At 41.4% G+C, this 21,143-nt stretch carries 20 protein-coding genes; 17 read left to right on the top strand and 3 right to left on the bottom strand.

The window, feature by feature from the left end:
• Window positions 1-10: 10 nt before the first annotated feature.
• Window positions 11-841, top strand: a complete 831-nt coding sequence (locus J0K78_RS15820; protein ID WP_160914275.1) for a YihY/virulence factor BrkB family protein — start codon at window positions 11-13, stop codon at window positions 839-841.
• A 44-nt stretch (window positions 842-885) separates the two neighbouring features.
• Here J0K78_RS15820 and J0K78_RS15815 read toward each other — a convergent pair whose 3' ends face one another.
• On the bottom strand, window positions 886-2,796 hold the full coding sequence (locus J0K78_RS15815) for a heavy metal translocating P-type ATPase (RefSeq protein ID WP_206947901.1): 1,911 nt from the start codon (window positions 2,794-2,796) through the stop codon (window positions 886-888).
• Between the two features lie 234 nt (window positions 2,797-3,030).
• On the opposite strand from J0K78_RS15815, the gene J0K78_RS15810 reads away from it, so the two are divergent.
• The 6 genes from J0K78_RS15810 to J0K78_RS15785 all read left to right on the top strand — a co-directional run bounded on the left by J0K78_RS15810 (window position 3,031) and on the right by J0K78_RS15785 (window position 8,183).
• Entirely contained in the window at window positions 3,031-3,912 is an 882-nt protein-coding gene (locus J0K78_RS15810) for a transporter substrate-binding domain-containing protein (protein ID WP_206947900.1), read from the top strand.
• Between the two features lie 10 nt (window positions 3,913-3,922).
• A complete protein-coding gene (locus tag J0K78_RS15805) occupies window positions 3,923-4,615 on the top strand; it encodes an amino acid ABC transporter permease (RefSeq protein ID WP_160914281.1) in 693 nt (230 codons plus the stop codon).
• Between the two features lie 355 nt (window positions 4,616-4,970).
• Window positions 4,971-5,756, top strand: coding sequence for a metal ABC transporter ATP-binding protein (locus tag J0K78_RS15800; RefSeq protein WP_206947899.1), 786 nt, complete (start codon window positions 4,971-4,973; stop codon window positions 5,754-5,756).
• On the top strand, window positions 5,749-6,603 hold the full coding sequence (locus tag J0K78_RS15795; protein ID WP_206947898.1) for a metal ABC transporter permease: 855 nt from the start codon (window positions 5,749-5,751) through the stop codon (window positions 6,601-6,603). The genes J0K78_RS15800 and J0K78_RS15795 overlap by 8 nt, the downstream gene beginning before the upstream one ends.
• Window positions 6,603-7,013, top strand: coding sequence for a Fur family transcriptional regulator (locus J0K78_RS15790; RefSeq protein WP_160914286.1), 411 nt, complete (start codon window positions 6,603-6,605; stop codon window positions 7,011-7,013). The genes J0K78_RS15795 and J0K78_RS15790 overlap by 1 nt, the downstream gene beginning before the upstream one ends.
• A 138-nt stretch (window positions 7,014-7,151) precedes the next feature.
• Window positions 7,152-8,183 (top strand): metal ABC transporter solute-binding protein, Zn/Mn family, encoded by a 1,032-nt coding sequence (locus tag J0K78_RS15785; protein WP_206947897.1) that lies wholly within the window; start codon window positions 7,152-7,154, stop codon window positions 8,181-8,183.
• A gap of 69 nt (window positions 8,184-8,252) precedes the next feature.
• Here J0K78_RS15785 and J0K78_RS15780 read toward each other — a convergent pair whose 3' ends face one another.
• Window positions 8,253-9,425, bottom strand: coding sequence for an MFS transporter (locus J0K78_RS15780; RefSeq protein WP_206947896.1), 1,173 nt, complete (start codon window positions 9,423-9,425; stop codon window positions 8,253-8,255).
• 153 nt (window positions 9,426-9,578) lie between these two features.
• Between J0K78_RS15780 and J0K78_RS15775 the strand changes: the two genes are divergently transcribed.
• From J0K78_RS15775 to J0K78_RS15765, 3 genes are all read left to right on the top strand, one after another.
• Window positions 9,579-9,971: an OsmC family protein gene (locus J0K78_RS15775; RefSeq protein WP_206947927.1), complete on the top strand. Its 393-nt coding sequence runs from the start codon at window positions 9,579-9,581 to the stop codon at window positions 9,969-9,971.
• 346 nt (window positions 9,972-10,317) lie between these two features.
• A complete protein-coding gene (locus J0K78_RS15770) occupies window positions 10,318-10,929 on the top strand; it encodes a YczE/YyaS/YitT family protein (RefSeq protein ID WP_206947895.1) in 612 nt (203 codons plus the stop codon).
• A gap of 62 nt (window positions 10,930-10,991) precedes the next feature.
• Complete coding sequence (locus tag J0K78_RS15765) at window positions 10,992-11,786, top strand: YfkD family protein (protein ID WP_160914294.1); 795 nt, start codon at window positions 10,992-10,994, stop codon at window positions 11,784-11,786.
• Here J0K78_RS15765 and J0K78_RS15760 read toward each other — a convergent pair.
• The gene (locus J0K78_RS15760; protein WP_206947894.1) at window positions 11,756-12,634 is read right to left on the bottom strand and encodes a mechanosensitive ion channel family protein; all 879 of its coding nucleotides are present in this window, start codon (window positions 12,632-12,634) and stop codon (window positions 11,756-11,758) included. The genes J0K78_RS15765 and J0K78_RS15760 overlap by 31 nt on opposite strands.
• 139 nt (window positions 12,635-12,773) lie before the next feature.
• On the opposite strand from J0K78_RS15760, the gene J0K78_RS15755 reads away from it, so the two are divergent.
• The 7 genes from J0K78_RS15755 (at window position 12,774) to J0K78_RS15725 (ending at window position 20,258) form a co-directional block, all read left to right on the top strand.
• Window positions 12,774-12,923 carry an SE1561 family protein gene (locus J0K78_RS15755; protein WP_167356021.1) on the top strand — a complete coding sequence of 50 codons (150 nt, stop codon included), beginning with the start codon at window positions 12,774-12,776 and terminating at the stop codon, window positions 12,921-12,923.
• A 112-nt stretch (window positions 12,924-13,035) separates the two neighbouring features.
• Window positions 13,036-14,343, top strand: a complete 1,308-nt coding sequence (locus J0K78_RS15750; RefSeq protein WP_206947893.1) for a Na+/H+ antiporter family protein — start codon at window positions 13,036-13,038, stop codon at window positions 14,341-14,343.
• A gap of 85 nt (window positions 14,344-14,428) precedes the next feature.
• Entirely contained in the window at window positions 14,429-15,208 is a 780-nt protein-coding gene (gene pdaA, locus J0K78_RS15745; RefSeq protein ID WP_206947892.1) for a delta-lactam-biosynthetic de-N-acetylase, read from the top strand.
• 223 nt (window positions 15,209-15,431) lie between these two features.
• Complete coding sequence (locus J0K78_RS15740; protein WP_206947891.1) at window positions 15,432-16,301, top strand: DNA-3-methyladenine glycosylase family protein; 870 nt, start codon at window positions 15,432-15,434, stop codon at window positions 16,299-16,301.
• Window positions 16,302-16,469: 168 nt separating this feature from the next.
• A complete protein-coding gene (locus J0K78_RS15735) occupies window positions 16,470-18,335 on the top strand; it encodes a PAS domain-containing sensor histidine kinase (RefSeq protein ID WP_242517917.1) in 1,866 nt (621 codons plus the stop codon).
• 350 nt (window positions 18,336-18,685) lie between these two features.
• Entirely contained in the window at window positions 18,686-19,534 is an 849-nt protein-coding gene (locus J0K78_RS15730; protein WP_160914303.1) for a YitT family protein, read from the top strand.
• Window positions 19,509-20,258 carry a GntR family transcriptional regulator gene (locus J0K78_RS15725; RefSeq protein ID WP_370551156.1) on the top strand — a complete coding sequence of 250 codons (750 nt, stop codon included), beginning with the start codon at window positions 19,509-19,511 and terminating at the stop codon, window positions 20,256-20,258. The genes J0K78_RS15730 and J0K78_RS15725 overlap by 26 nt, the downstream gene beginning before the upstream one ends.
• The last annotated feature ends 885 nt before the right edge of the window (window positions 20,259-21,143 follow it).

The following is a 21,143-nucleotide window of genomic DNA, read 5'->3' as shown; positions in this document are numbered from 1 at the left end:
AGGGAATATTGTGAAGACCATCAAGAATTTTGGCAAAGAGTTGTTTACTCGCTTCGGTGAAGATGACGTCGGAGGGATGGCAGCTCAACTGTCGTATTTTTTTCTACTATCTTTGTTTCCTTTTATGATATTCCTGCTTACATTACTCGGATATTTACATATTGACGAGGAACGAGTGCTTGCATTCGTCAGTACCTATGCACCGCCTGAGACATTCGATTTGATTACCGAAAACGTTTCGTCCTTACTAAGCAGCGAAAATGGAAGTTTACTATCCATCGGTTTAGTCGGGACTCTCTGGGCCGCATCTAACGGGGTCAATGCCATTATGCGCGCATTCAATCGTGCTCATAACGTCAAAGAGAACCGGTCATTTTTTGTATCGCGGTTGATTGCGATTGTGCTGACAGTGGCGATGGTTTTTGTTATTGGGATCGCTTTCCTTCTCCCTGTTCTCGGGCACACGATCGGCATACAGCTGTTTTCCGTTTTCGGACTTTCTGAAAACTTTTTGACGTTGTGGAATGGGATGAGGTGGGTGATATCCTCTATCATCTTTTACATCGTTTTGTCTTTTTTGTATGTCATGGCACCAAACAAACGGTTAAAATATCGTGATACCGTACCGGGGGCGGTGTTTGCCACATTCGGCTGGCAGTTAGTGTCTCTGATGTTTTCTTTTTATGTGAGTAGTCTTGGGAATTTTTCTGCGACCTATGGCAGTTTAGGTACAGTCATTGTGCTGATGATTTGGTTATACCTTTCCGGAGTCGTCATTATTCTGGGAGGGGAGATCAATGCCATGAGTCACCATCGTAGAACGAGAGAGACATGGGGATAGAACGCATAAAAAGGCGGGACCGATTATGGTCCCGCTTTCTTTCTTTATTTTAATAATCGGAGTCCATTCAATATCACAAGAATCGTACTCCCTTCGTGTCCAATGACACCTAAAGGAAGATCGAGGATCTGCAGGAAATTGCTTACGATCAAAAGCATGATTACGGTAATGGAAAAGATAATGTTCTGCTTAATGATTTTGTTCATTTTTCGAGAAACTTGTATCGCTTCACCAATCTTCGGGAGATCATTTTTCATTAAGACCACATCAGCAGTTTCTAAGGCGACATCTGTACCTTCTCCCATCGCGACTCCAACATCTGCTTCTGCAAGCGCCGGCGCATCATTGATCCCGTCACCGACCATCGAGACATGGGAGAAATGATCTTTTAAGGTTTTGATTTCCTGAAGTTTCTGGTCAGGCATACATTCAGCGATATAGTTATCCATACCCACTTCTTCAGCAATGGCTTTGGCTGTCCGGTCATTGTCCCCTGTCAACATAATGGTGTAAATATCATGCTCTCTTAAGGTAGCAATCGCTTCTTTCGCTTCTTTTCGGACGGTATCTTTCAAGGCGAAAAGGCCGACGATTTTTTCGTTTCTTGCTACAAAAATCACGGTCTTTCCTTCTGAGGCAAGGACTTCCGCGTAATTCCCTTTATAGGCCATTGCTGCCTCTTTCCCGACCAGATCCGCTTTACCTACTTTCCATTCCTCGTTCTCGTAAAGGCCGCTTACACCCATACCGCTATGATCCTTGACGTTTTCGACGGTAGAAAATGTACAGTCATTTTTCTTCGCATAGCTTACAATCGCCTGAGCGAGAGGGTGGTTGGATTCATTTTCAATGGAAGAAACAATAGAAAGGATGGAGTGTTCCATGTCACTTTCTAACGGAAGAAAGTCAGTGACCTCCGGCTCTCCTTTCGTAAGCGTACCTGTTTTATCGAAGGCGATCGCTTTTAGATGAGAAAGGTGTTCGAGATGAACGCCCCCTTTAAATAAGATCCCCTGACGTGCTCCTTTCGATATGGCCGATAAGGTGGCAGGCATAATGGAAGCGACCAGGGCGCATGGAGATGCTACGACAAGTAGAATCATGGCCCGATAGATGGTTTCCATCCACGTCCACCCAAACAGAAAGTGAGGGAGAAATAACATAAGGCCAACGACCGCTAATACGATTTTTACATACGTACTTTCAAATCTTTCAATAAACAATTGTGAGGGTGATTTCTCACTTTGTGCGTTTTGAACCATGGCGATGATCTTTTGAAAGAGCGTTTCATTGGATGGTTTAGTCACAGAGACAACAAGACTTCCATCAATGTTCATCGTTCCTGCAAACACTTCTCCTGTCTCTTTTTTATTTACAGGGAGTGATTCACCAGTAATGGCACTTTCATTTAATGTCGAACTTCCTTTCACAATACTTCCATCGGCAGGGACACGTTCTCCAGGTTTAATTAAAATTTGATCACCGACTTGAAGTGTTTTTACAGGCACCCACTCATATCCGGAATTTGTAATGAGAAAAGCTTCTTCCGGCTGCAGACTCATCAAAGAAGAGATTTCTTTATGGCTTTTGTTCATGGTGTATGTTTCCAACGCTCCGCTGAGAGCGAATATGAAGATGAGAATGGCTCCTTCTGTCCAGTATCCGATCGAAGCAGAACCTATGGCGGCCAGAATCATGAGCAATTCTACGTTGAGTGATTTTTCTTTTACCGTTTCTTCTAATCCTTCTTTCGCTTTGGCAAAACCACCAATGACAAAGGCGGTCACATATATACTCACAAAAACAGAAGGTGTCCAATGATGTTCGCCATACCATGCCAGTAAAATAAGGAATCCACTGATTATGGCTGCGATTAATTCAGCGTGTTCCTTAAGGGTAGAAAACGATGGTAATTTCCACCACTTCATGGAAGGAAAGGTTCTAGACTGATTCATGCAATTTTCAACTCCTTTTGATAATTGAGAATGAAAGTCAATAACAGTTGGTTAAAAGGGTTAGTTATTTAAAATTATTTTAATTTAATATATGTTATTATCATACCATGAAAAGGTGATAATACAAGTGGAAATAATGGAATATGTAAAAAAGGATTCAGGCAGTTGATATTACAGGTGTCAAGTTGCTATATTAGACAGGTGCAAAAAACATATGGAAGGTGGAAACAACGAATGCGCAAAGGTCTTTTATTCATACTTATGCTTATGCTTGCTGCATTCCTCGCTGCTTGTGGTTCCAGTGAGGACGGAGAGAGCGGTTCAGATAGCAATGGGAGCGAAGAAGCTTCCGATAGCAAATGGAGCGAAATCCAGGAAAAAGGGGAGATTGTTGTCGGTACTTCCGGTACGCTTTTCCCAGCTTCTTATTATCCAGAAGACTCTGATGAGATGACTGGATATGACGTAGAAATTATGAGAGAAGTAGCTGATCGTCTCGGTCTTGAGTTGAAATTTGAAGAATACGGAGTGGATGGACTACTTTCTGCCATCAACAGTGGCCGTATTGATGCCGTGATTAACGACATGGAAGTAACTAAAGCCCGTCAAGAACAGTTTACGTTTAGTGAACCATATAAGTATTCTTATTCCACAATGATTGTTCGTGAGTCTGACTTATCCGGGATTGAAAAATTGGAGGACCTCGAAGGAAAAACACATGGTGGTGGAGCGACTACGGTGTTCTCTCAAATTGCTGAACACTTCGGTGCTGAGACGAAAACATACGGTAATGTAACCAATGATGTTTATTTGCGTGATGTGGAAAACGGAAATACAGACTTCATCATCAATGATTACTACTTACAGTCCCTTGCATTAAAAGCACTGCCTAATATCGAAGTTCAACTACACCCGGACTTGAAGTTCCATCCGACGAACTCCGCTATTGTTATGCCGGATGATGCCTCCGAAATGAAGAAAGAAATCGATGCCGTATTGCAGGAAATGCATGAAGATGGAACCCTTACGAAGCTTTCTGAAGAGTTCTTCGGTGGCAAGGATGCTTCTAAAAAACCAGAAGCGGATATCCGTGAAATCGAAGGACTAGAACTGTAAGGAGATCCTTATGTTAGGTATCGAAATAAACGAAATTCAAATCGAGAAGCTTTTTAACGCAGAGCGCGCATGGGCGAATCTTCCTTTTATTCTTGAAGGTGTGCCTTTGACCTTGCTTGTTGCTTTAAGTGGTATGGTGGTAGGGCTCATTCTGGGCTTCTTTTTAGCCCTTGCGAGAGGATCGGACCGTGTCTGGCTGAGATGGCCTGCCCGATTTTATATATCTTTCATGCGAGGCACACCGATCCTCGTGTATTTATTCGTTTTGTATTTCGGTCTTCCGGTTGTAGGCATTAAAATGCCCGCAACTGTAGCTGCCATCATCGGATTTGGAACAAACAGTGCAGCCTATATTGCTGAAATCAATCGGGCTTCTTTGAACAGTGTTCCGAATGGTCAATGGGAATCATCCCGAGCTCTGGGATTTACGTATTGGCAGGCGATAAGGAGAATCATCATGCCTCAGGCAACGAGAATTGCCATCCCGCCGCTTGGGAATGTTTTTCTTGATTTGCTGAAAGCCACATCGCTTGCTGCCATGATCTCTGTTCCTGAAATTTTGAACAAAGCACAAATTGCAGCAGGTCGTACGGTCGATTCAATGACGATGTATATTACAGCAGCCCTTGTATATTGGCCGCTTACTATGATTTTTTCCGCTCTTCAAGATTATTTGGAGAAGCGTCACAACCGATATCTATAAACCATGTAGCCAGAGCTTTTCATTCAGCTCTGGTTTTTTTGTCTTTCCGTATATTTTCATATTTGGCAACTGTGGAACGTGAACAGGTGTTAGGCGAGAACGTTAGTAAGCTCGTACCCGGGACTATGCTTATTAATAAATGTAGGAGAAAGCTCCCCCCTGATAACGAACTGAAAAATAGTCTTGATTCGGAACGTCTCCTCCTTTATGATGGTCCTTGTGCATTTAAATCGTAACGATTATTGATTAACCTGTGTTTCAAAAAGGGAAGGCTATAATACAGACGTTTTTACTTTGACGTACATATCCATTATAATTTAATTCGTAATGATTATTATTTCGAGAGGGATTGACCATGGGAAATGAAACAATAGTAAAGTTAGAAAATGTATCTTTTAAATATGATAGAGAATGGGTCGTTAAAGACGTAAACTTGGACATTCAATCAGGCCAGTTCCTTGGTCTTGTCGGACCGAATGGTTCAGGTAAGTCCACATTAATTAAATTGATGCTGGGTCTTGTTAAGCCGGATCATGGTTCCATTCGCTTATTCGGTCAAACCTTGAAGCACTATCAGGATTGGCAGGAGATTGGATTTGTCTCACAGAAAGCCAACAGTTTCAATTCTGGTTTTCCTGCGACGGTGATTGAAGTTGTGAAGACCGGGCTGGTCTCCCGAATTGGAGCATTTAAATTCTTTAATAAAAAACATAAAGAGAAAGCATTGGAAGCATTGAGAGTCGTAGAAATGGAGGAATACGCCTACTCTAATATCGGAGAATTGTCCGGAGGGCAGCAGCAGCGGGTGTTTATTGCAAGGGCCTTAGTGAGTGACCCCTCCTTATTAATTCTGGATGAACCGACGGTCGGGGTAGATGCGAAGCACGTCACGGAGTTTTATGATTTGCTTGGTAAACTGAATAAAGAGCAGGGAATTACCCTCTTGATGGTCACCCACGATATCGGGACCATTACCGAGCATGCATCGCACGTCATTTGTATGAATAAGACGGTCCATTTCCACGGTGCTTCAGAAGAATACAAGGAATTTAGTGAAGAGGACCTCAATCAGCTCTATGGTCATTCCGTCCAGCAGCTGACCCATAATCACACGCATCATGAGGTGACCCACAATGATTGATAGTTTTCTACAATATGAATTCTTACAAAATGCCGCTATAACAGGAATATTAATCGGTATCGTTGCTCCTTTATTGGGAGTGTTCATTGTGGTCAGACGCCTGTCGTTGATTGCTGATGCCTTATCCCACATTACGTTAACAGGAATTGCAGCAAGTTTGCTGCTTGAAAAAAGAGTGACGGCCGTCAATGAATGGAATCCGATCTACATGGGGATGGCCTTTTCCGTGTTCGGAGCGATATTGATTGAGCGTCTTCGAAAGGTGTATAAACACTATGAAGAACTTGCCATTCCTATTATTCTTTCAGGTGGGATCGGTGTCGGTGTGATTCTCATTTCTCTTGCGGATGGATTTAATACGGATTTATTCAGTTATTTATTCGGAAGTGTAACAGCCGTCAGCCGTGATAGTATGTGGACCGTGCTGGTGATTACTTCCATTGTCATCCTTATTGTTATTCTGTTTTATAAGGAACTTTTCGTTCTGTCATTTGACGAGGAGCATGCCTCTGTGTCAGGTGTGAATGGAAGATGGATTCATTTGCTGTTCATCGTCATGGTTGCACTGGTCATCGCATCCTCTATGCAGGTAGTGGGAATTTTACTTGTATCGGCTTTAATGACTTTACCAGTGGCTTCAGCGATCCGAATTGCAAAGAGTTTCAAGCAGACGATTGGTCTATCCATCGCTTTTGGGGAAACCTCTGTCCTGATCGGTCTCATTTCGTCCTATCATCTCAGTGTACCTCCAGGAGGAACCATTGTAGTGACAGCCATTTTGATTTTAATTATGTCGATTCTTTACAAACGAGTTCGAGCTCAACAATGGATAAAGGGTGAAGCATAATGAACGTAGAAACAGCTTTGCAGAGACTGAAGGAAAAAGGATATAAAAGAACGAAGCAAAGGGAACGTATTTTGGAGATTTTTGTCAAACAAGACCAGTATATTGCAGCTAAAGAGATTCTAAAGGAAATACAGAATCATTTTCCTGGTGTAAGTTATGATACGATCTATCGAAATCTTTATATGCTGACTGATGTTGATATTTTAGAAGCTACAGAGCTTGGAGGAGAAAAGCATTTTCGTTTAGGGTGTGATACACATGGCCATCACCATCACTTCATTTGCACCACATGCGGAAAAACGAAATCGATTGAATTCTGCCCGATGGATAGTATTAATGAGAACCTGAATGGATATGATGTTGAAAACCACAAGTTCGAAATATATGGTAAATGCCCGCAATGTAACTGATCTATACCTTGACTTAAAAGGGAACCTGCGTTTTAAACGCGGGTATCTTTTTTTGTAGGTGGCAAAAAGTAATGGTTACTGTTTACAAAGTGTAATGGTTACGATATAATCTTTTTGGAAAGACGAGGAGGTCGACGAATGAAGAAACTAGCAATCTTATTATCTTTTATACTTACCATATTACTGGTTACTGCTTGTGGAAATGAAGAGACGGCAACCGAGCAGAATAATCAAAAAACTAGTGACGATAACGGAGAATTAAACGTTTATACAACGGTTTATCCTTTACAGTTCTTTACTGAACAAATAGGTGGAGAGACAGTCAACGTACAATCTATTCTGCCTCCGGGTTCAGACGCACACACTTATGAGCCGACGACTAAGGAAATGGTGAAAATGGCAGAAGCGGATCTATTTGTTTATAATGGTGCCGGTTTAGAAGGATACGCAAAGAAAATTTCCGAATCGATTCAGCCAGAGGGTGTAGAAATCCTAGAAGCAGCAGGGGATATAGACTTGAAAGAACATGTTCATAATCATGAAGAAGGTGCCAAGGGAGAAGATAATCACGGTGAAGATGAGCATGCACATGAAGAAGATGAACATGCCAACGGAGAAGATGGTCATGCCGGCCACGACCACGGTGAAAAAGACCCTCACGTTTGGTTGGATCCTGTACGTGCTGTACAAATGGCAGAGGGAATCAAAAATCAGTTGATTGAAATGAATCCAGAAGAGGAAGATCTTTATGAAGAAAATTATGAAGAACTCCAAGCGAAACTGTTGGAATTGGATCAGGCGTTTCATGAGCGTGTAGAATCTAAAGCTAAAAGTAAAGTAATTGTTTCCCATGCAGCCTATGGTTATTGGGAAGAGGCTTATGGCATAGAGCAGATTGCTGTTTCAGGCTTAAGCCCAACAAATGAGCCCTCTCAAAAAGACCTTGAAAATATTGTTCAAGTCGCCGAGTCAAACAATCTTGAATATGTGGTTTTTGAGCAGAACATCACGCCGAAAGTTTCAGAAGTGATCCAAAATGAAATCGGAGCAGAAGCGCTCCGTTTTCACAACTTGTCTGTTCTAACTAAAGAAAATGTTAAAAACGATGAAGATTACTTCAGCCTAATGGAACACAACCTTGATGTACTGACACAAGCCCTTTCCAAATAAAAAAAGCTGTGGACAACATGTCCACAGCTTTTTTATCTGCTCTTCCATCCGTTCGTTCCAAGGAAAGGCTCAAGCTTCTTGGAGTGAGGGGGCACCTGGATCTTTTTTGTAAAGAGTAGCTGCAAATACGATAATCAAAAGGGTGACGATGACGTAGAAAAACGATAGATTTGGCCAAAGGTCCAAGAAAAAGCCAGACAAGAAAGGACCTAGAATACTTCCGACACTAAATGCCATTCCGCATAATATGTTTCCAGCAGGAAGAAGGTTTTTCGGGAGTAAGTCTGTCATGAATGAAATGCCTAAAGAGAACAAGGAACCCACAAATAAACCGCCTAATGCGAAAGTGGCAAAGAGAGCGACCACAGAGTTTTCAAAGAGAGCAGCCGCAAGAAAAGCAAAGATTCCCCCAGCTACGACGGTTAAGATGACTTTTTTTCTTCCAATCCGATCACTTAATGCGCCTAAAGGAATTTGAGAAAATAAACTGGCTGCAGCAAAACACGGAATGATTAAGGATAATAAGTTAACATCATGTCCAATCCTCATTCCGTACACAGGGAAGATTCCATGAAGGGTTGCTTCCAGAAATCCATAGGCAAGAGGTGGCAAAAAAGCAACCCAGGCCAGACGAATGGCTTTAGCAAACCTTTTGATTGAACTCGTTCCATAGGCTGTGGTATGGTCTTTTTCAGGTGTTTCATTTCTAACCCAAATCATGAATAACCAGACGATAAAACTTAAGGATGAGGAAATGATGAATGGTACATAGATACCAAATGCCAATAAATTGGTCATCAGCGGTCCAAGCGTAAAGCCGACACTAAAAAACAGGCCGTAATAAGCGATGCTTCTGCCACGGTTGTGTTTTTCAGCTGTAGCTGTGATCCACGTTTGAGTTCCAAAGTGAAGGATTTGGTCACCGATTCCAATGGTGACTCTTAAAATGAACCAGAACCATAGCGCCTGCCAGAATGGAAATAAGGCAAGAGATACAACAACCAGAGCCCCTCCAATCATAATCATTGGTTTATAACCAATACGTTGCAGAGGTCTTTCCATGAATGGAGAAGAAAGTAAAATACCTATGTAAAGCCCGGTAGCATGCAATCCATTAATAGAGGAAGAAATGCCGTTCTGTTCAAGGATGACAGCAATCAATGGAAGGAGCATCCCCTGGGAAAATCCTGATATGGTCACAAGACCTATTAAAATCCAGAATCGTGTTTGTTTGGATACCATAACTGACGGCCCCCTTTTTTCATACTTCCTTATCGTATAAGAAATCAATAGGAGGGGACAAGTTTTTCTTTCTCATAAGAAGGTTATTTCCTTACTGAAAACGGTTATTATAAAAGTAAAGGCGTAGCATATTGTCAAAGGAGTGAATGAATGATGGACTTTTATTTAAAGGAAAACGGTGTACGCACGTCATTTGAGTACGGTCAAATGAACATTTCAGGTGATGAGACGTTCGGTTTCCGCCCTTATCAGCTTATGGTTGCATCGATTGCGGGTTGCAGCATCGGAGTTTTCAGGAAGATTTTAGATAAACAACGCACGGACTATGAGGATATTAAAGTGACGGCTGAGGTAGAGAGGAATCCTGATGAGGCCAATCGTATTGAAAAGATCCACCTTCATTATGTTATTAAAGGGTATCACTTGAACCAGGACAAGTTGTTAAAGAATCTGGAGATCTCCCAGAAAAATTGTTCTATGGTTCAATCGGTTCAAAATAGTATAGAAGTTGAAGAAACGCTTGAGTGCATTCAATTAAGCAAGTAAAATGAAAGAGCCTTATCCTGAATTTGGATAAGCGCTCTTTTTTTGTGCTTTATTCTATTGCGTGAAAGTTCCATTTAGTGGAAGACTCAGTTTCGAGACTTTTGTTGAGTGGATGGGGCTGCGGGGAATGACTCGCTTTCCGTGGGGCGGGCGGTGAGCCTCCTCGGACTTCGTCCTGTGGAGGCTCACCGCCCGCCCCATGGAAAGCGAACCTTTTCCCGGAGCTCCTAGAACCACACGCAAGTCTCGAAACTAAGTCTTCAAGAAACCTGCCATATAGTGAATAAATGTTGAAGTGCCAACAGTTTTGTCTGGCCATACATACAAGAAAGAGGAGAGAGATGGAATGAGGAATATTTTTGTTAAAGCTTTCTTTTATTTGATCGGGTTAATCATCATTTCCCTTGGGATCACCTTAACCATCAAATCAGATCTCGGCGCTGGCGCTTGGGATGCTGTTAATGTTGGCCTGTCTGAGACCATTGGTTTTACTGTAGGTAGCTGGGTCATTATCATCGGTGCTATGCTGATTTTTACAAATGCTATCATTGCCAAAGAAAAGCCTGATTTATTGGCGGTTATCACCATCTTTGTCATTGGGCAATTCATTGATTTTTGGATGTTATCGGTTTTCGATACTTTCGGGATCGCATCTTTTTGGATTCAATTGACGGTGCTGGTTGGCGGGATTGCAATCATTGCTTTTGGAGTTTCTTTGTACTTACAGCCGAAGTTTTCTCTGAACCCTATTGATGGCTTCATGGTTGCTTTGCAGAAGAGGTTCGGCTTCAGTTTAAGAACGGCCAAAACGTTGACAGAAGTCTTTGCACTTGTACTTGCATTAGTCCTGGGAGGACCGATTGGAATCGGTACCGTGATTATTATTATTTTGATCGGACCTTTCATTCAGTTTTTCGATGGGAAGGCGAATCACGTTATGAACAAGATGCTTTCTTGATTCCATGTGTATAGTCCGGGCCATTTTTCACAAAATAGAAAAAAAGAAAGGTGGCCCATGATGTGAAAAGAAAATGGTTAGGACTGATCATATTTATTGGGATCTTCATGTTCATCAGTGCTGGATCGATATCAGCTGAAAATAAGAAAGCAGAAAAAGAAAGTGCGATTCCGAATCATGTGCTGAACATATCTAAGGACAATACGTATCCGAATTCGACAGATGATCAAGAATTGTTGGAAGAGGAAGAAATCACGAAAGAATTGATGGAAGATACGGACATTCGAGTGACGAACCCGCAATTGATTGAGATGTTGAATGAAACATCATTGAAACCATCTCCGTTCGCCATTGGTTATAGGGGCGAGATTTTTTTAGGACGATGGCCGCTTGCTTACGAATCCAAAGAAACGAATATCAATTGGGAATACCAGGAGATCAATACGAATGAATACAGCAACCATGGTGGAAAGCAGACAGAAAAGCTGAGTTATGTCCAAAAAGAAGAAAAGCAGATCAAAGGTGGTCTTACTTCAAGAATTAGTCACAGCGATCAAATGATGAAGCTTATTCTTCTGGAAGCACAAAAGAACACAAAGCTTCCACTTTCATTCAATACCGTTATTGGTAAAGGGACGAAGCAAAACAATACCTATGGTGTACCAACGAACAAAGTGGGTATTCTGCATGCTTATGCACCAGCTGTGAATGAAAAAGGGGAAGTGACCTTTGGGGATGTTTACATTCAGCTCAAAGGCTCGAAAAAAACGCTGAACGTAAAAAATGTCACGAGACAAGGAATCGGGGCATGGATCCCGATCCAAGATCACGTGAGCTTTTCATTTGAAGTGAAATGATGGTCTTCATAACCAGATGAATTTAATTCGACGCGCTGTTCTGCCATGAAGAGATTGTTTTCAAACAATTCTTCAGCAAGAATGAGGCGCGTTTTTTTTGCTGCCGTCCAGTAAACTAAGTCATTGACCACACCGACGACTGTGTATTCATATCCACGGTGTTCATGGTTCAAAGAAGACATCCCATACACTTGGAAAGGTTCGTATGGCTTATCCGTCAAATCTTTCTTCAAGTATTCATGTAATTCTTCATTTAAACGTTCACAAGCTTTTTCTAAGACTTGATACGCTTGTTTAGGGTCTTGATGAAAGCTTGTCGTCACCTTTTCAATCACGCGCATATATTCAAAGTTATAATTTTCGATTGTGTTGATCTGACCATTGCTTATGGTGAGTAATTTTCCACTCCATTGACGGACCTTTAAGAACCGGAGGCCAATGTCTTCCACTGTACCGTGGAAGGTGTTATTGACAGAGATGAAGTCCCCTTTATGAAGCTGCTTTTCATATAAAAAGAACAGCCCAGCAAAAAAGTCTTTGATCAAACTTTGAGCACCAATACCTACAATAATTCCGATGACACCAGCCCCAGCAAGCAGCCTTTCAATAGAAATGAATTCATCAAGGATGACAAAGATGAACCCGATAAGTGCCGTATAACTGATGATGGAGTTGAGCATGGATTCGAGGGTGTTTTCTTTTCTTTCCTCAATAAAGTCCGTTTTTTTGAAAAATGTATGAATGACTTTACGGAGGATGAGAACAACTACAAAAAGTATCGCTGCTATTACTAATAACCTGATTATTGGGTTTTCTTCCAAGTAAGCATTAAAATCATCTAATGACATGAGTTCTTCCTCCTATATGTTCTATCAAGCATTATAGCATTAGTGGTGGGTGAATTTCTTCTTTGTGGACAGGTCTTTTGACATGTACTATGATGGACGTGGCTAAAACGTGAATGATATAGAAAAGAGGTGCTGAGGAATGTCACAACAAGAAAGAATCGAGGATCTCAAAGTGCGCCTGGCGGATTTTATGGGACGTATTGAAAAGTTAGACCCGGAAGAAACTTCTGTTGAAGATATCGATCGTCTTATTTCCATGTTGGAAGACCTTGAAAAGAACATGGAATAAACAGTGAATCGTTAGAATTGACTCTCAATTATTTTGAGGGTTGATTTTTTCGCGTTCGTGCTTTATCATGATAAATCGTTAATGTATGAAAAGAATGAGAGGAGAATGCTTTATGGCATGGGCAGTTGTTGTCTCTGTCCTGGTAATGACAGTCTTAAGTTTATTACGTGTGAATGTCATTATCGCTATTCTTGCCGCAGGGCTGACCGCAGGACTCATGAACGGGGAGACTTTAGTGAGTTCATTAGAATTGCTTGTCGGCGGTATGGGCGAACAGGCGAGCGTAGCGCTTAGTTATATACTATTAGGAGCCTTTGCTGTAGCGATCAGCTATTCGGGGATTACTTCATTGCTGATTGGCTATCTGCTTCGAGTTTTAAAGGATAAACGAACAATGATGGTACTAGTCATCGCCTTTGTGGCGAGCTTGTCCCAGAACGTAATCCCTGTACACATCGCTTTTATTCCTATTTTAATTCCACCATTACTGAAATTATTTGATGAAATGAAATTGGACCGCCGTGCAGTTGCGGCCGCGTTGACCTTTGGTTTGAAAGCACCTTATGTCATGTTGCCGGTCGGTTTTGGATACATCTTCCATGAAACGATTCAATCATCCATGAGCAGCAGTGGAATCGACCTTGGCATCGGTTCGATCGCTCAATCTCTGATCATTCCAGGGTCGGGTATGATTGTCGGTCTTTTCATCGCCATTTTCATTACTTATCGGAAAAAACGTGAATTGCCAAATGTGGCTACAGAGGGGAACGGGTTTGAAGTAGAGAAAGTACAAACCGCCAAATTCAACCGTCAACATTTCTGGACCATTGTCGCCATCGTTGTCACCTTAGTGATTCAAGCCGTTTGGCAGAACCTCATTTTAGCTGCACTCGCAGGAATTATCCTTATGTTCATCTTCCGTGTCGTGCCGTATTATAAAGGAGACAAGGTAATGAATGAAGGAATTGGTATGATGGGTTTCATCGCTTTTGTTATGTTAGTAGCGGCAGGCTATGCAAACGTTCTGACAGAAACAGAATCTGTATCAGCTCTTGTTGAAGTCAGTTCCGACTATCTTGGAAATAATCAAGCATTCATCGCGTTCTTACTGCTACTTGTCGGCTTAATCGTAACTATGGGAATCGGTTCTTCTTTTGCCACCATTCCGATATTGGCCGCACTTTTCGTACCCATTTGTTTGTCAGCCGGATTCTCACCAATGGCAACAGCTGCTTTAATTGGAACCGCTGGGGCCTTAGGTGATGCTGGTTCTCCTGCGTCTGATAGTACACTTGGGCCAACATCCGGATTGAATGCAGATGGAAGGCACAATCATATTTGGGATACTTGTGTGCCGACATTCTTACACTTTAATATTCCACTTTTCATTTTCGGATGGGCGGCGTCGCTATTTTTATAAAAGGCATGTGGGTAATTTTCCCACCTGCCTTTTTTTATATTCATCAAATGTCCACACATACTAAGAAAAAAGTGAGTGGTCCGTTATGTGGAAAACAACATTTGCCTTAGTATTAGTGTTATTCCTCTTGATTTTGCCAAATCATACCTTGGCTGATGGCTGGGGTTTCAGTAAGAAGAAAGATGGTTCCGTACCTGACGTGGGACGGTATGGACCGATGATTGAAAAGTATGATGGGTTTTATGTGGACCCTTCGGGTGACCCAATTGTTTATTTGACCTTTGACAATGGCTATGAACAAGGATACACCGGTCAAGTACTCGATGTATTAAAGGATAAAGGTGTGCCGGCCACTTTTTTTGTAACCGGTCATTATATTGAAAGTGCACCTGACCTTTTAAAACGTATGGCGAAGGAAGGACACTTGATTGGGAATCATTCATGGAGCCACCCTGATTTTACAAAAGTATCGAAGGAAAAAATGAAGCAGGAGTTAGAAAGGGTGGACGAAGCTGTCAAAGAGTTGACCGATCAGGAAGTGATGACTTTCGTTCGCCCGCCGCGCGGAACCTTTAATGAGGAAACTTTAGAGTGGGCGAAAGAATTTGGATACACTCATGCCTTTTGGTCTCTTGCTTTTGTGGACTGGGAGACAGACAAACAACGCGGATGGGAATATGCCTATAGGAGTGTCATCGACCAAATTCACCCAGGTGCTGTTATCCTGCTGCACACTGTTTCTCAAGATAATGCGGAGGCCTTGGCTCAACTGATTGATGAACTAAGAAAAAGAGGATATAGTTTTGGAAGTTTGAACGATCTTATGATCAAACAGATGGTTCCAGCGCCTGTCTGGGGACTCTGAGTCTAAACCACTGCACACTCCGTGTAGTGGTTTTTCCTTTCTAATGAAGGATGGATGTGGAAGAGAAATTAAATTGAAACTGTGGGTGGACATATGTATGTGGATGTAGAAGAATGTTTGAAAAGGGATGAAGTTGGAAATGAGTAAAAGAGGATATTAGGGCATAGTTCCCATTCTTAACAAAATATAAACAAATCGTCCGACAAAAGGGAGGAAAAACAGTTTGTGGAAAGAAAAGTTTAAAGCAAACACTTTTTATGATTTTGATTACACATTGCTTCGATGGGCATTTGACCCTCTAACCCGTTTGAACCGAGAAGAGCGGTGGGTGGATGTTCCAGTGAAACTAGAAGGAAATCATCACATTGTCCGTGTCCAGGGGCTCGGCACAACCGCTGATCCTTCTTTTGAAGTCTCGAGTGACAGTGAGGAAGACAAAGTAGCGTTGCTCTCCCACATATCTGATTTATTTCAATGGAATATAGATATAGAAAAAGTACACCACCACTTCTTAGATACAAGTTTGAAAACCATGTTTCAAGCACACCCGGGGACACCAATTGTGAAAGATTTTCACCTCTATGACTGTTTGATGAAAGTCATCATCCACCAGCAGTTGAATATGAAATTCGCTTATACGTTGAGTACTCGTTTTGTGGAAACACTGGGGACAAAAAAGGACGGAGTATGGTTTTATCCAGATCCTCAAACTGTTGCAGAGACTCCTTATGAAACATTGAGAGAATTACAATTCAGTCAGAGAAAAGCAGAATATGTCATTGATACCTCACGTTTAATTGTGGATGGAAAGCTGCATTTGGAAGCATTAGCGAATGAATCAGATGAGGAGATTATGAAGCAACTGGTAAAGGTCAGAGGCATTGGGCCTTGGACAGCCGAAAACTGGATGATGTTTGGTGTTGGTCGACCGAACCTTTTTCCAAAAGCTGATATTGGAATACAAAATGCATTGAAGTTTTATTTTGGCTTGGAAAATAAACCAACATACGAGCAGATGGAACATTGGAGTAAGGAATGGGAACCATATTTAAGTTATGCTTCCTTAACACTGTGGAGAAGTATCGAAGGTTGAAAAGAAAGAAGAAAATGATCATAAACTTGTCTTCTGTCTCATAATTTGTAGTAAATAGAAAAATAATGTATGAATTGTTTTGAAAATATTCAAAATTGTTAAGGCTTACGTTATAATGATAACCGTACTGGAAAATATTGAACGGCTAAAAGGAAAGAGGTCTTAATATTGGTAATTAGAGAGAGGTATTCTGACCAAGTGCATAGCGGTGAAATTTTGGATGTTCTAAGTTTGAATGGTACACCTGCATGTTTACTGGATTTGCGTCTACAAACGGTTACGCTTAATCAGCAGATGCAAGGAACACTTCAACTTGAAGAGTCGGACATGTCATTCTCTCAGTGGATCCATAGTTTTGGTCACACAGGACAACAACGACTACAACAGGTTCTGCATAGTCTTCTTACAGATGGTCTCAGAGAATCGTCTGTTCAGTTGACTGATGCGAACAAGCATAAATATCATTGCAAGATGGTTCATCTGACGAATGGTCAGATTGCTTTTTCCTTGAAAAGTATAAAAGGGATGCTCGACGGCCCTGCTTCCATGACTCTCTCTTCGAATAAGCAAAAAGAATCCACATTTTCATTGAATCAATCTGTTGGATATCAGCACCATCGGAATATGATACAAACGTTTGGATCGGAGTCTTCCCCTATGAAAAAAAGAATGATGCATCTGGTCGATAAATTTCCACACGGCCTTGCATTGATCAATCACAACTGGGAAGTTACGTATGCCAATCCGAAAATGGAAGAAATGACAGAAATTCCTTTCTTACAGAATTATTTTAAGAAGTTGTGGGATATCTTTCCGATTCGTGAACACTACTATTTCTTTCAACAGTATTTAAGAGCAATGGAAACCCAGGAAACTGTAGAGTTCGAAGGCTATTTAAAGAAAACCAATACTGATGTTCAAGTCACGGTTCATCCAACGGAAATGGGAATCACTGTTTTCCTTCAAGATATAACAGAATACAAGAATCAATTAAAAGCTTTAAGGGCGTCGGAAGAAAGGTTTGCCTTACTTGCGAATAACATTAAAGACGTCTTTTGGATCAGCCGGCCGGATTTTAAGGAGCTGCATTATGTCAGCCCGGCTTTTAAGGAAATGTTCGGAATGCCCCGCCGGGAAGCTTTCCTCGATCCGAATTCGTTGATGGAAAAAGTTCATGAAGCAGACCGTGCTTCTTTAAGAACAGCTCTAGATGAAATGGCAAAAAAAGAAAGCGAAATCGAATATCGCCTTACAGGCCCTAATGAAAAAACGAAATGGATTCGTACAAAAGGCTTCCCTGTCGAGTATTACGGAAACTCTTATGTCCTTGGTATTCATGAGGACGTGACAGGATACAAAGAGATGTTAGAGCTTAAGGAAAAATCTCAACAACTGTCCACGATCACTCAAATGTCAGCTGGTATTGCACATGAGATTAAGAACCCACTGACTGCTATTAAAGGATTCCTTCAGATTGGTGCAGCCAATCCTGAGTTAAGGGATAACTATCAGGAAATCATTCTCGATGAAGTTAATCGTATAGAGGCCATCGTTCAGGATTTTATGATGTTGTCTAAGCCGAAATCATCCATTCAGCTGGAGCAGGTAGACCCTGAGCAACTGGTTTCCTATGTGTTGCGTCTGTTAGAACCAGAAGCGAATGAAAAACAGATCTATCTTCTCTTTGATTGCGATCCTATCCAGGACAAATTCGAAACGGAACCCAAACGGTTGAACCAAATCCTTATCAACCTTGTTAAAAATGCAATTGACGCTGTGGATCTAGGAGGAGAGGTTCGTGTAAGCATCCAAATGGCCAGCTCCCATCTAACGCTTTCCGTTAGAGATAATGGACCTGGATTAACTCCACAAGAACTTGCGAAAATAGGGGAACCTTTCTTTACAACCAAAGAAAAAGGAACCGGTTTGGGTGTGATGGTGACAAAGAAAATTGTCTCAGACCTGAATGGAGAAATTTCGTACGAAAGTCAAAAGGGAGCCGGTACAAAGGTTACCGTCAAGTTACCTAAATAGAAATCTCGGAAAATCATCATCCACTATGGATGATGATTTTTTTATCTATTTTTTTTAGGTGGTCAAGGTGAAGGAGGGAACAAATTCGACAAAATTAAACTAACGTAAACCTTAATATCAATATTTCTCTATTCTTTATATGGTGTTAGATTTCATCAAATTGCGAAATTTCAGCCATCAGACCCCTGTATTTATTAGAAAATTATAAGTTCAACCGCTTACAAGAAATAAATTATTTTTTTACAGTCAAAGCTGTTTACAAACGTATATATGGGCTCTATAATCCCGATTGTACTACAATTTCGTTCGACAAATTCTAACTTATTTCCACATAAAAAGGAGGCTTTCTGATGCTGAAAAAAGTATGGTCTTTTCTGTTAATGAACTTAGGTGCGCTTGGAGTAGCCATCAACGTCCATTTTTTCCTCTCACCAAATGATCTTGCCACAGGAGGAGTAAGTGGTGCTTCGATCGTACTGAATAAAGTCATTCCTGATCTTTCATTAGGAATGATCATGATTATCTTGAACATCATATTATTTATTGTCGGTTTTATATTCCTGGGCTTTCAATTTGGTCTGAAGACCATTTATGCAAGTTTTGCTCTGTCCTTTATGGTATGGGGATTGGAAGCATTCTTCCCTATGCAGGAAGCTTTAAGTAACGACCTTCTCATTCAATTGATCATCGGCCAAATCATAGCGGCGTCAGGAATGGCGCTTGTATTCCATCAGGGAGCCTCTACCGGCGGAACAGATATCCTTGCTATGATCCTGAATAAATTCTTTTCCATTGAAGTTGGAAAAGGCGTCTTGTTCTCTGATATTGCCATTGCAACGTCATCCATTTTTCTATTTGGACCAACTGTCGGAATGTACGCATTTTTCGGTGTCATCCTGAATGGTCTGGTTATTGACTACATGCTGCAACAATTTGAAGACAATAAAGAGATTGTCATTATTAGTCGTGAAAGTGAACAAGTCCGTTATTTCATCGTCAACCAGCTTGGGAGAGGAGCAACCATCCACCAGGCTAAAGGAGCTTTCAATCAAGAAGATAAAGAAGTTATCACAACGATTCTCAGCCGCAAGGACTACACGCGTCTAAAAAAATATATGACAGCGATAGACGAACAAGCATTCATTACGGTTCACTCAATGAATGAAATTCTTGGTGAAAACTTTAAACGTCTGGCATAAAAGGTGGGATAACATCCAGAACCGAACGTTTACTGATACGCTCAATGAACGCCAATCCAGAACGGATGACGTCTACGAATACTTGAAGAATCATATTTTGTTTCGTTATTTACCACCAGGTACCCAGCTTGTTGAAAACATGATCGGAAAAGAACTCCAAGTTTCACGCACCCCCATCCGGAATGCAATGAAAAAGCTGGAACAAGAGGGTTTAGTCAAAATTTACTCCAATCGGGGTGCCTTCGTTGTTGAACCAACGCTTGAAGAAATAAGGCAGGCTTTTGATATGAGGCGTCATTTAGAAAGAATGACTCTTGAACAAATTTATGACCAGATGAATGAAGAAGATTTTTTTCAGTTGGAAGAATGGATTGAACATGAAAGAAAAACTTACGAAACCCGTGATATTCTGGAGTACCTGGATGTGAACAAGCAATTTCATATGACCCTTGCTTTAAAGACGAAAAATACGTTTTTGATTGACTTTACAGAACGAATTCTCAATCAAATTAATGTGTATTTAATGTTGTATGATGTGTTTGTAGATGAAGATCTGTACGAAGAACAGCGCTTCAAAGAACATGAACTATTGCTTGAAGCATTAAAGAATAAAGATTTGTCACGCTTGCTTCAGCTGATTGATCAGCATATGGAGGAAAGCTTGAACTACATGTCATTAAGCAAAAGAAGCAACAAGATAGAAGAAAAGAAAAAGAGCCTATAGATCCAGACGTTTAAAGTCAGGGTTTATAGGCTCTTTTTCTTTGTAGGCGGAGAGTTTTTAGTGAGATACTGAAGTTTATTACCACGACTGTAATCAAAGAAGCCAGCGTATAGTTGAAATTTTTTGTAATCATGGATATAGATAAGAATGCAGCTACCATGATGGCGGATATGAGTATTAACTGATACTTGCTAAGTCCAGGCTGTTTGCGGACGGGGCGAGCTTCCACTGCTGATCACTCCCTGTTTATGCTTACACGTATTATAAGAATAGTTAAAATAATTTGTCAATTCAAGTATATGTACCATACCCTCAAATACTCCTCTTTATTCAACTAATTGGCAGGATTCCGGAAGACTTAGTTTCGAGATGTTTCGGGGTTCGTTACCGTGTTGAGCGCCTGGGGTGGCTGGGAAGCTACTCGTCTAGCTCCATCGCCCAGACACTCGCGTCATAAGCAGCACAGCGAAGGAATGAAAGGGCACATTCCTTCGCTGTGCTGCTTATGCCAGTCGTGTCTACCAGGGCAATTCCGCATTTGAACACTTTCCTGTGGGGGACGTGGTGAGCTTCCTCGGACTGCGTCTTGCGGGATCTCACCTGACTCCTTCACCCACGGGAGTCTCGCAGCTTCCCAACCACCCCTTTCGATGTATGGAAGAAACGAACCCTTTTACCAAGTTAGATGGTCTTCCACTATCCAACTGGTGTGAAGCGTTATTGATCAAGCTTCTCCATGCTGGGGAATGTTTTCTATCATCCATTTCTTATAATCAAACGAGCTGACCTTATAGTAGGGGTTTCGAGAACCTTCCATGGTAAAGGAGCTATTCCCCGCAGTCCCCATCTACTCAACATAAGTCTAGAAACAGAGTCTTCAACTAA

The sequence above is a fragment of the Halobacillus sp. GSS1 genome (genome assembly GCF_017307035.1).
GTDB classification, from domain to species: Bacteria; Bacillota; Bacilli; order Bacillales; family Halobacillaceae; genus Halobacillus; species Halobacillus litoralis.
This window is presented reverse-complemented; position numbering and strand designations above follow the sequence as displayed.

Excerpts from the sequence above, each read along its gene's own strand:
- J0K78_RS15790 (WP_160914286.1), top strand. The coding sequence starts at position 6,603 with ATGAACGTAGAAACAGCTTTGCAGAGACTGAAGGAAAAAGGATATAAA.
- J0K78_RS15780 (WP_206947896.1), bottom strand. The coding sequence starts at position 9,425 with ATGGTATCCAAACAAACACGATTCTGGATTTTAATAGGTCTTGTGACC.
- J0K78_RS15755 (WP_167356021.1), top strand. The coding sequence starts at position 12,774 with ATGTCACAACAAGAAAGAATCGAGGATCTCAAAGTGCGCCTGGCGGAT.
- J0K78_RS15800 (WP_206947899.1), top strand. The coding sequence starts at position 4,971 with ATGGGAAATGAAACAATAGTAAAGTTAGAAAATGTATCTTTTAAATAT.
- J0K78_RS15760 (WP_206947894.1), bottom strand. The coding sequence starts at position 12,634 with ATGTCATTAGATGATTTTAATGCTTACTTGGAAGAAAACCCAATAATC.
- J0K78_RS15770 (WP_206947895.1), top strand. The coding sequence starts at position 10,318 with ATGAGGAATATTTTTGTTAAAGCTTTCTTTTATTTGATCGGGTTAATC.
- J0K78_RS15805 (WP_160914281.1), top strand. The coding sequence starts at position 3,923 with ATGTTAGGTATCGAAATAAACGAAATTCAAATCGAGAAGCTTTTTAAC.
- J0K78_RS15785 (WP_206947897.1), top strand. The coding sequence starts at position 7,152 with ATGAAGAAACTAGCAATCTTATTATCTTTTATACTTACCATATTACTG.
- J0K78_RS15795 (WP_206947898.1), top strand. The coding sequence starts at position 5,749 with ATGATTGATAGTTTTCTACAATATGAATTCTTACAAAATGCCGCTATA.
- J0K78_RS15730 (WP_160914303.1), top strand. The coding sequence starts at position 18,686 with ATGCTGAAAAAAGTATGGTCTTTTCTGTTAATGAACTTAGGTGCGCTT.
- J0K78_RS15775 (WP_206947927.1), top strand. The coding sequence starts at position 9,579 with ATGGACTTTTATTTAAAGGAAAACGGTGTACGCACGTCATTTGAGTAC.
- J0K78_RS15810 (WP_206947900.1), top strand. The coding sequence starts at position 3,031 with ATGCGCAAAGGTCTTTTATTCATACTTATGCTTATGCTTGCTGCATTC.
- J0K78_RS15750 (WP_206947893.1), top strand. The coding sequence starts at position 13,036 with ATGGCATGGGCAGTTGTTGTCTCTGTCCTGGTAATGACAGTCTTAAGT.
- J0K78_RS15815 (WP_206947901.1), bottom strand. The coding sequence starts at position 2,796 with ATGAATCAGTCTAGAACCTTTCCTTCCATGAAGTGGTGGAAATTACCA.
- pdaA (WP_206947892.1), top strand. The coding sequence starts at position 14,429 with ATGTGGAAAACAACATTTGCCTTAGTATTAGTGTTATTCCTCTTGATT.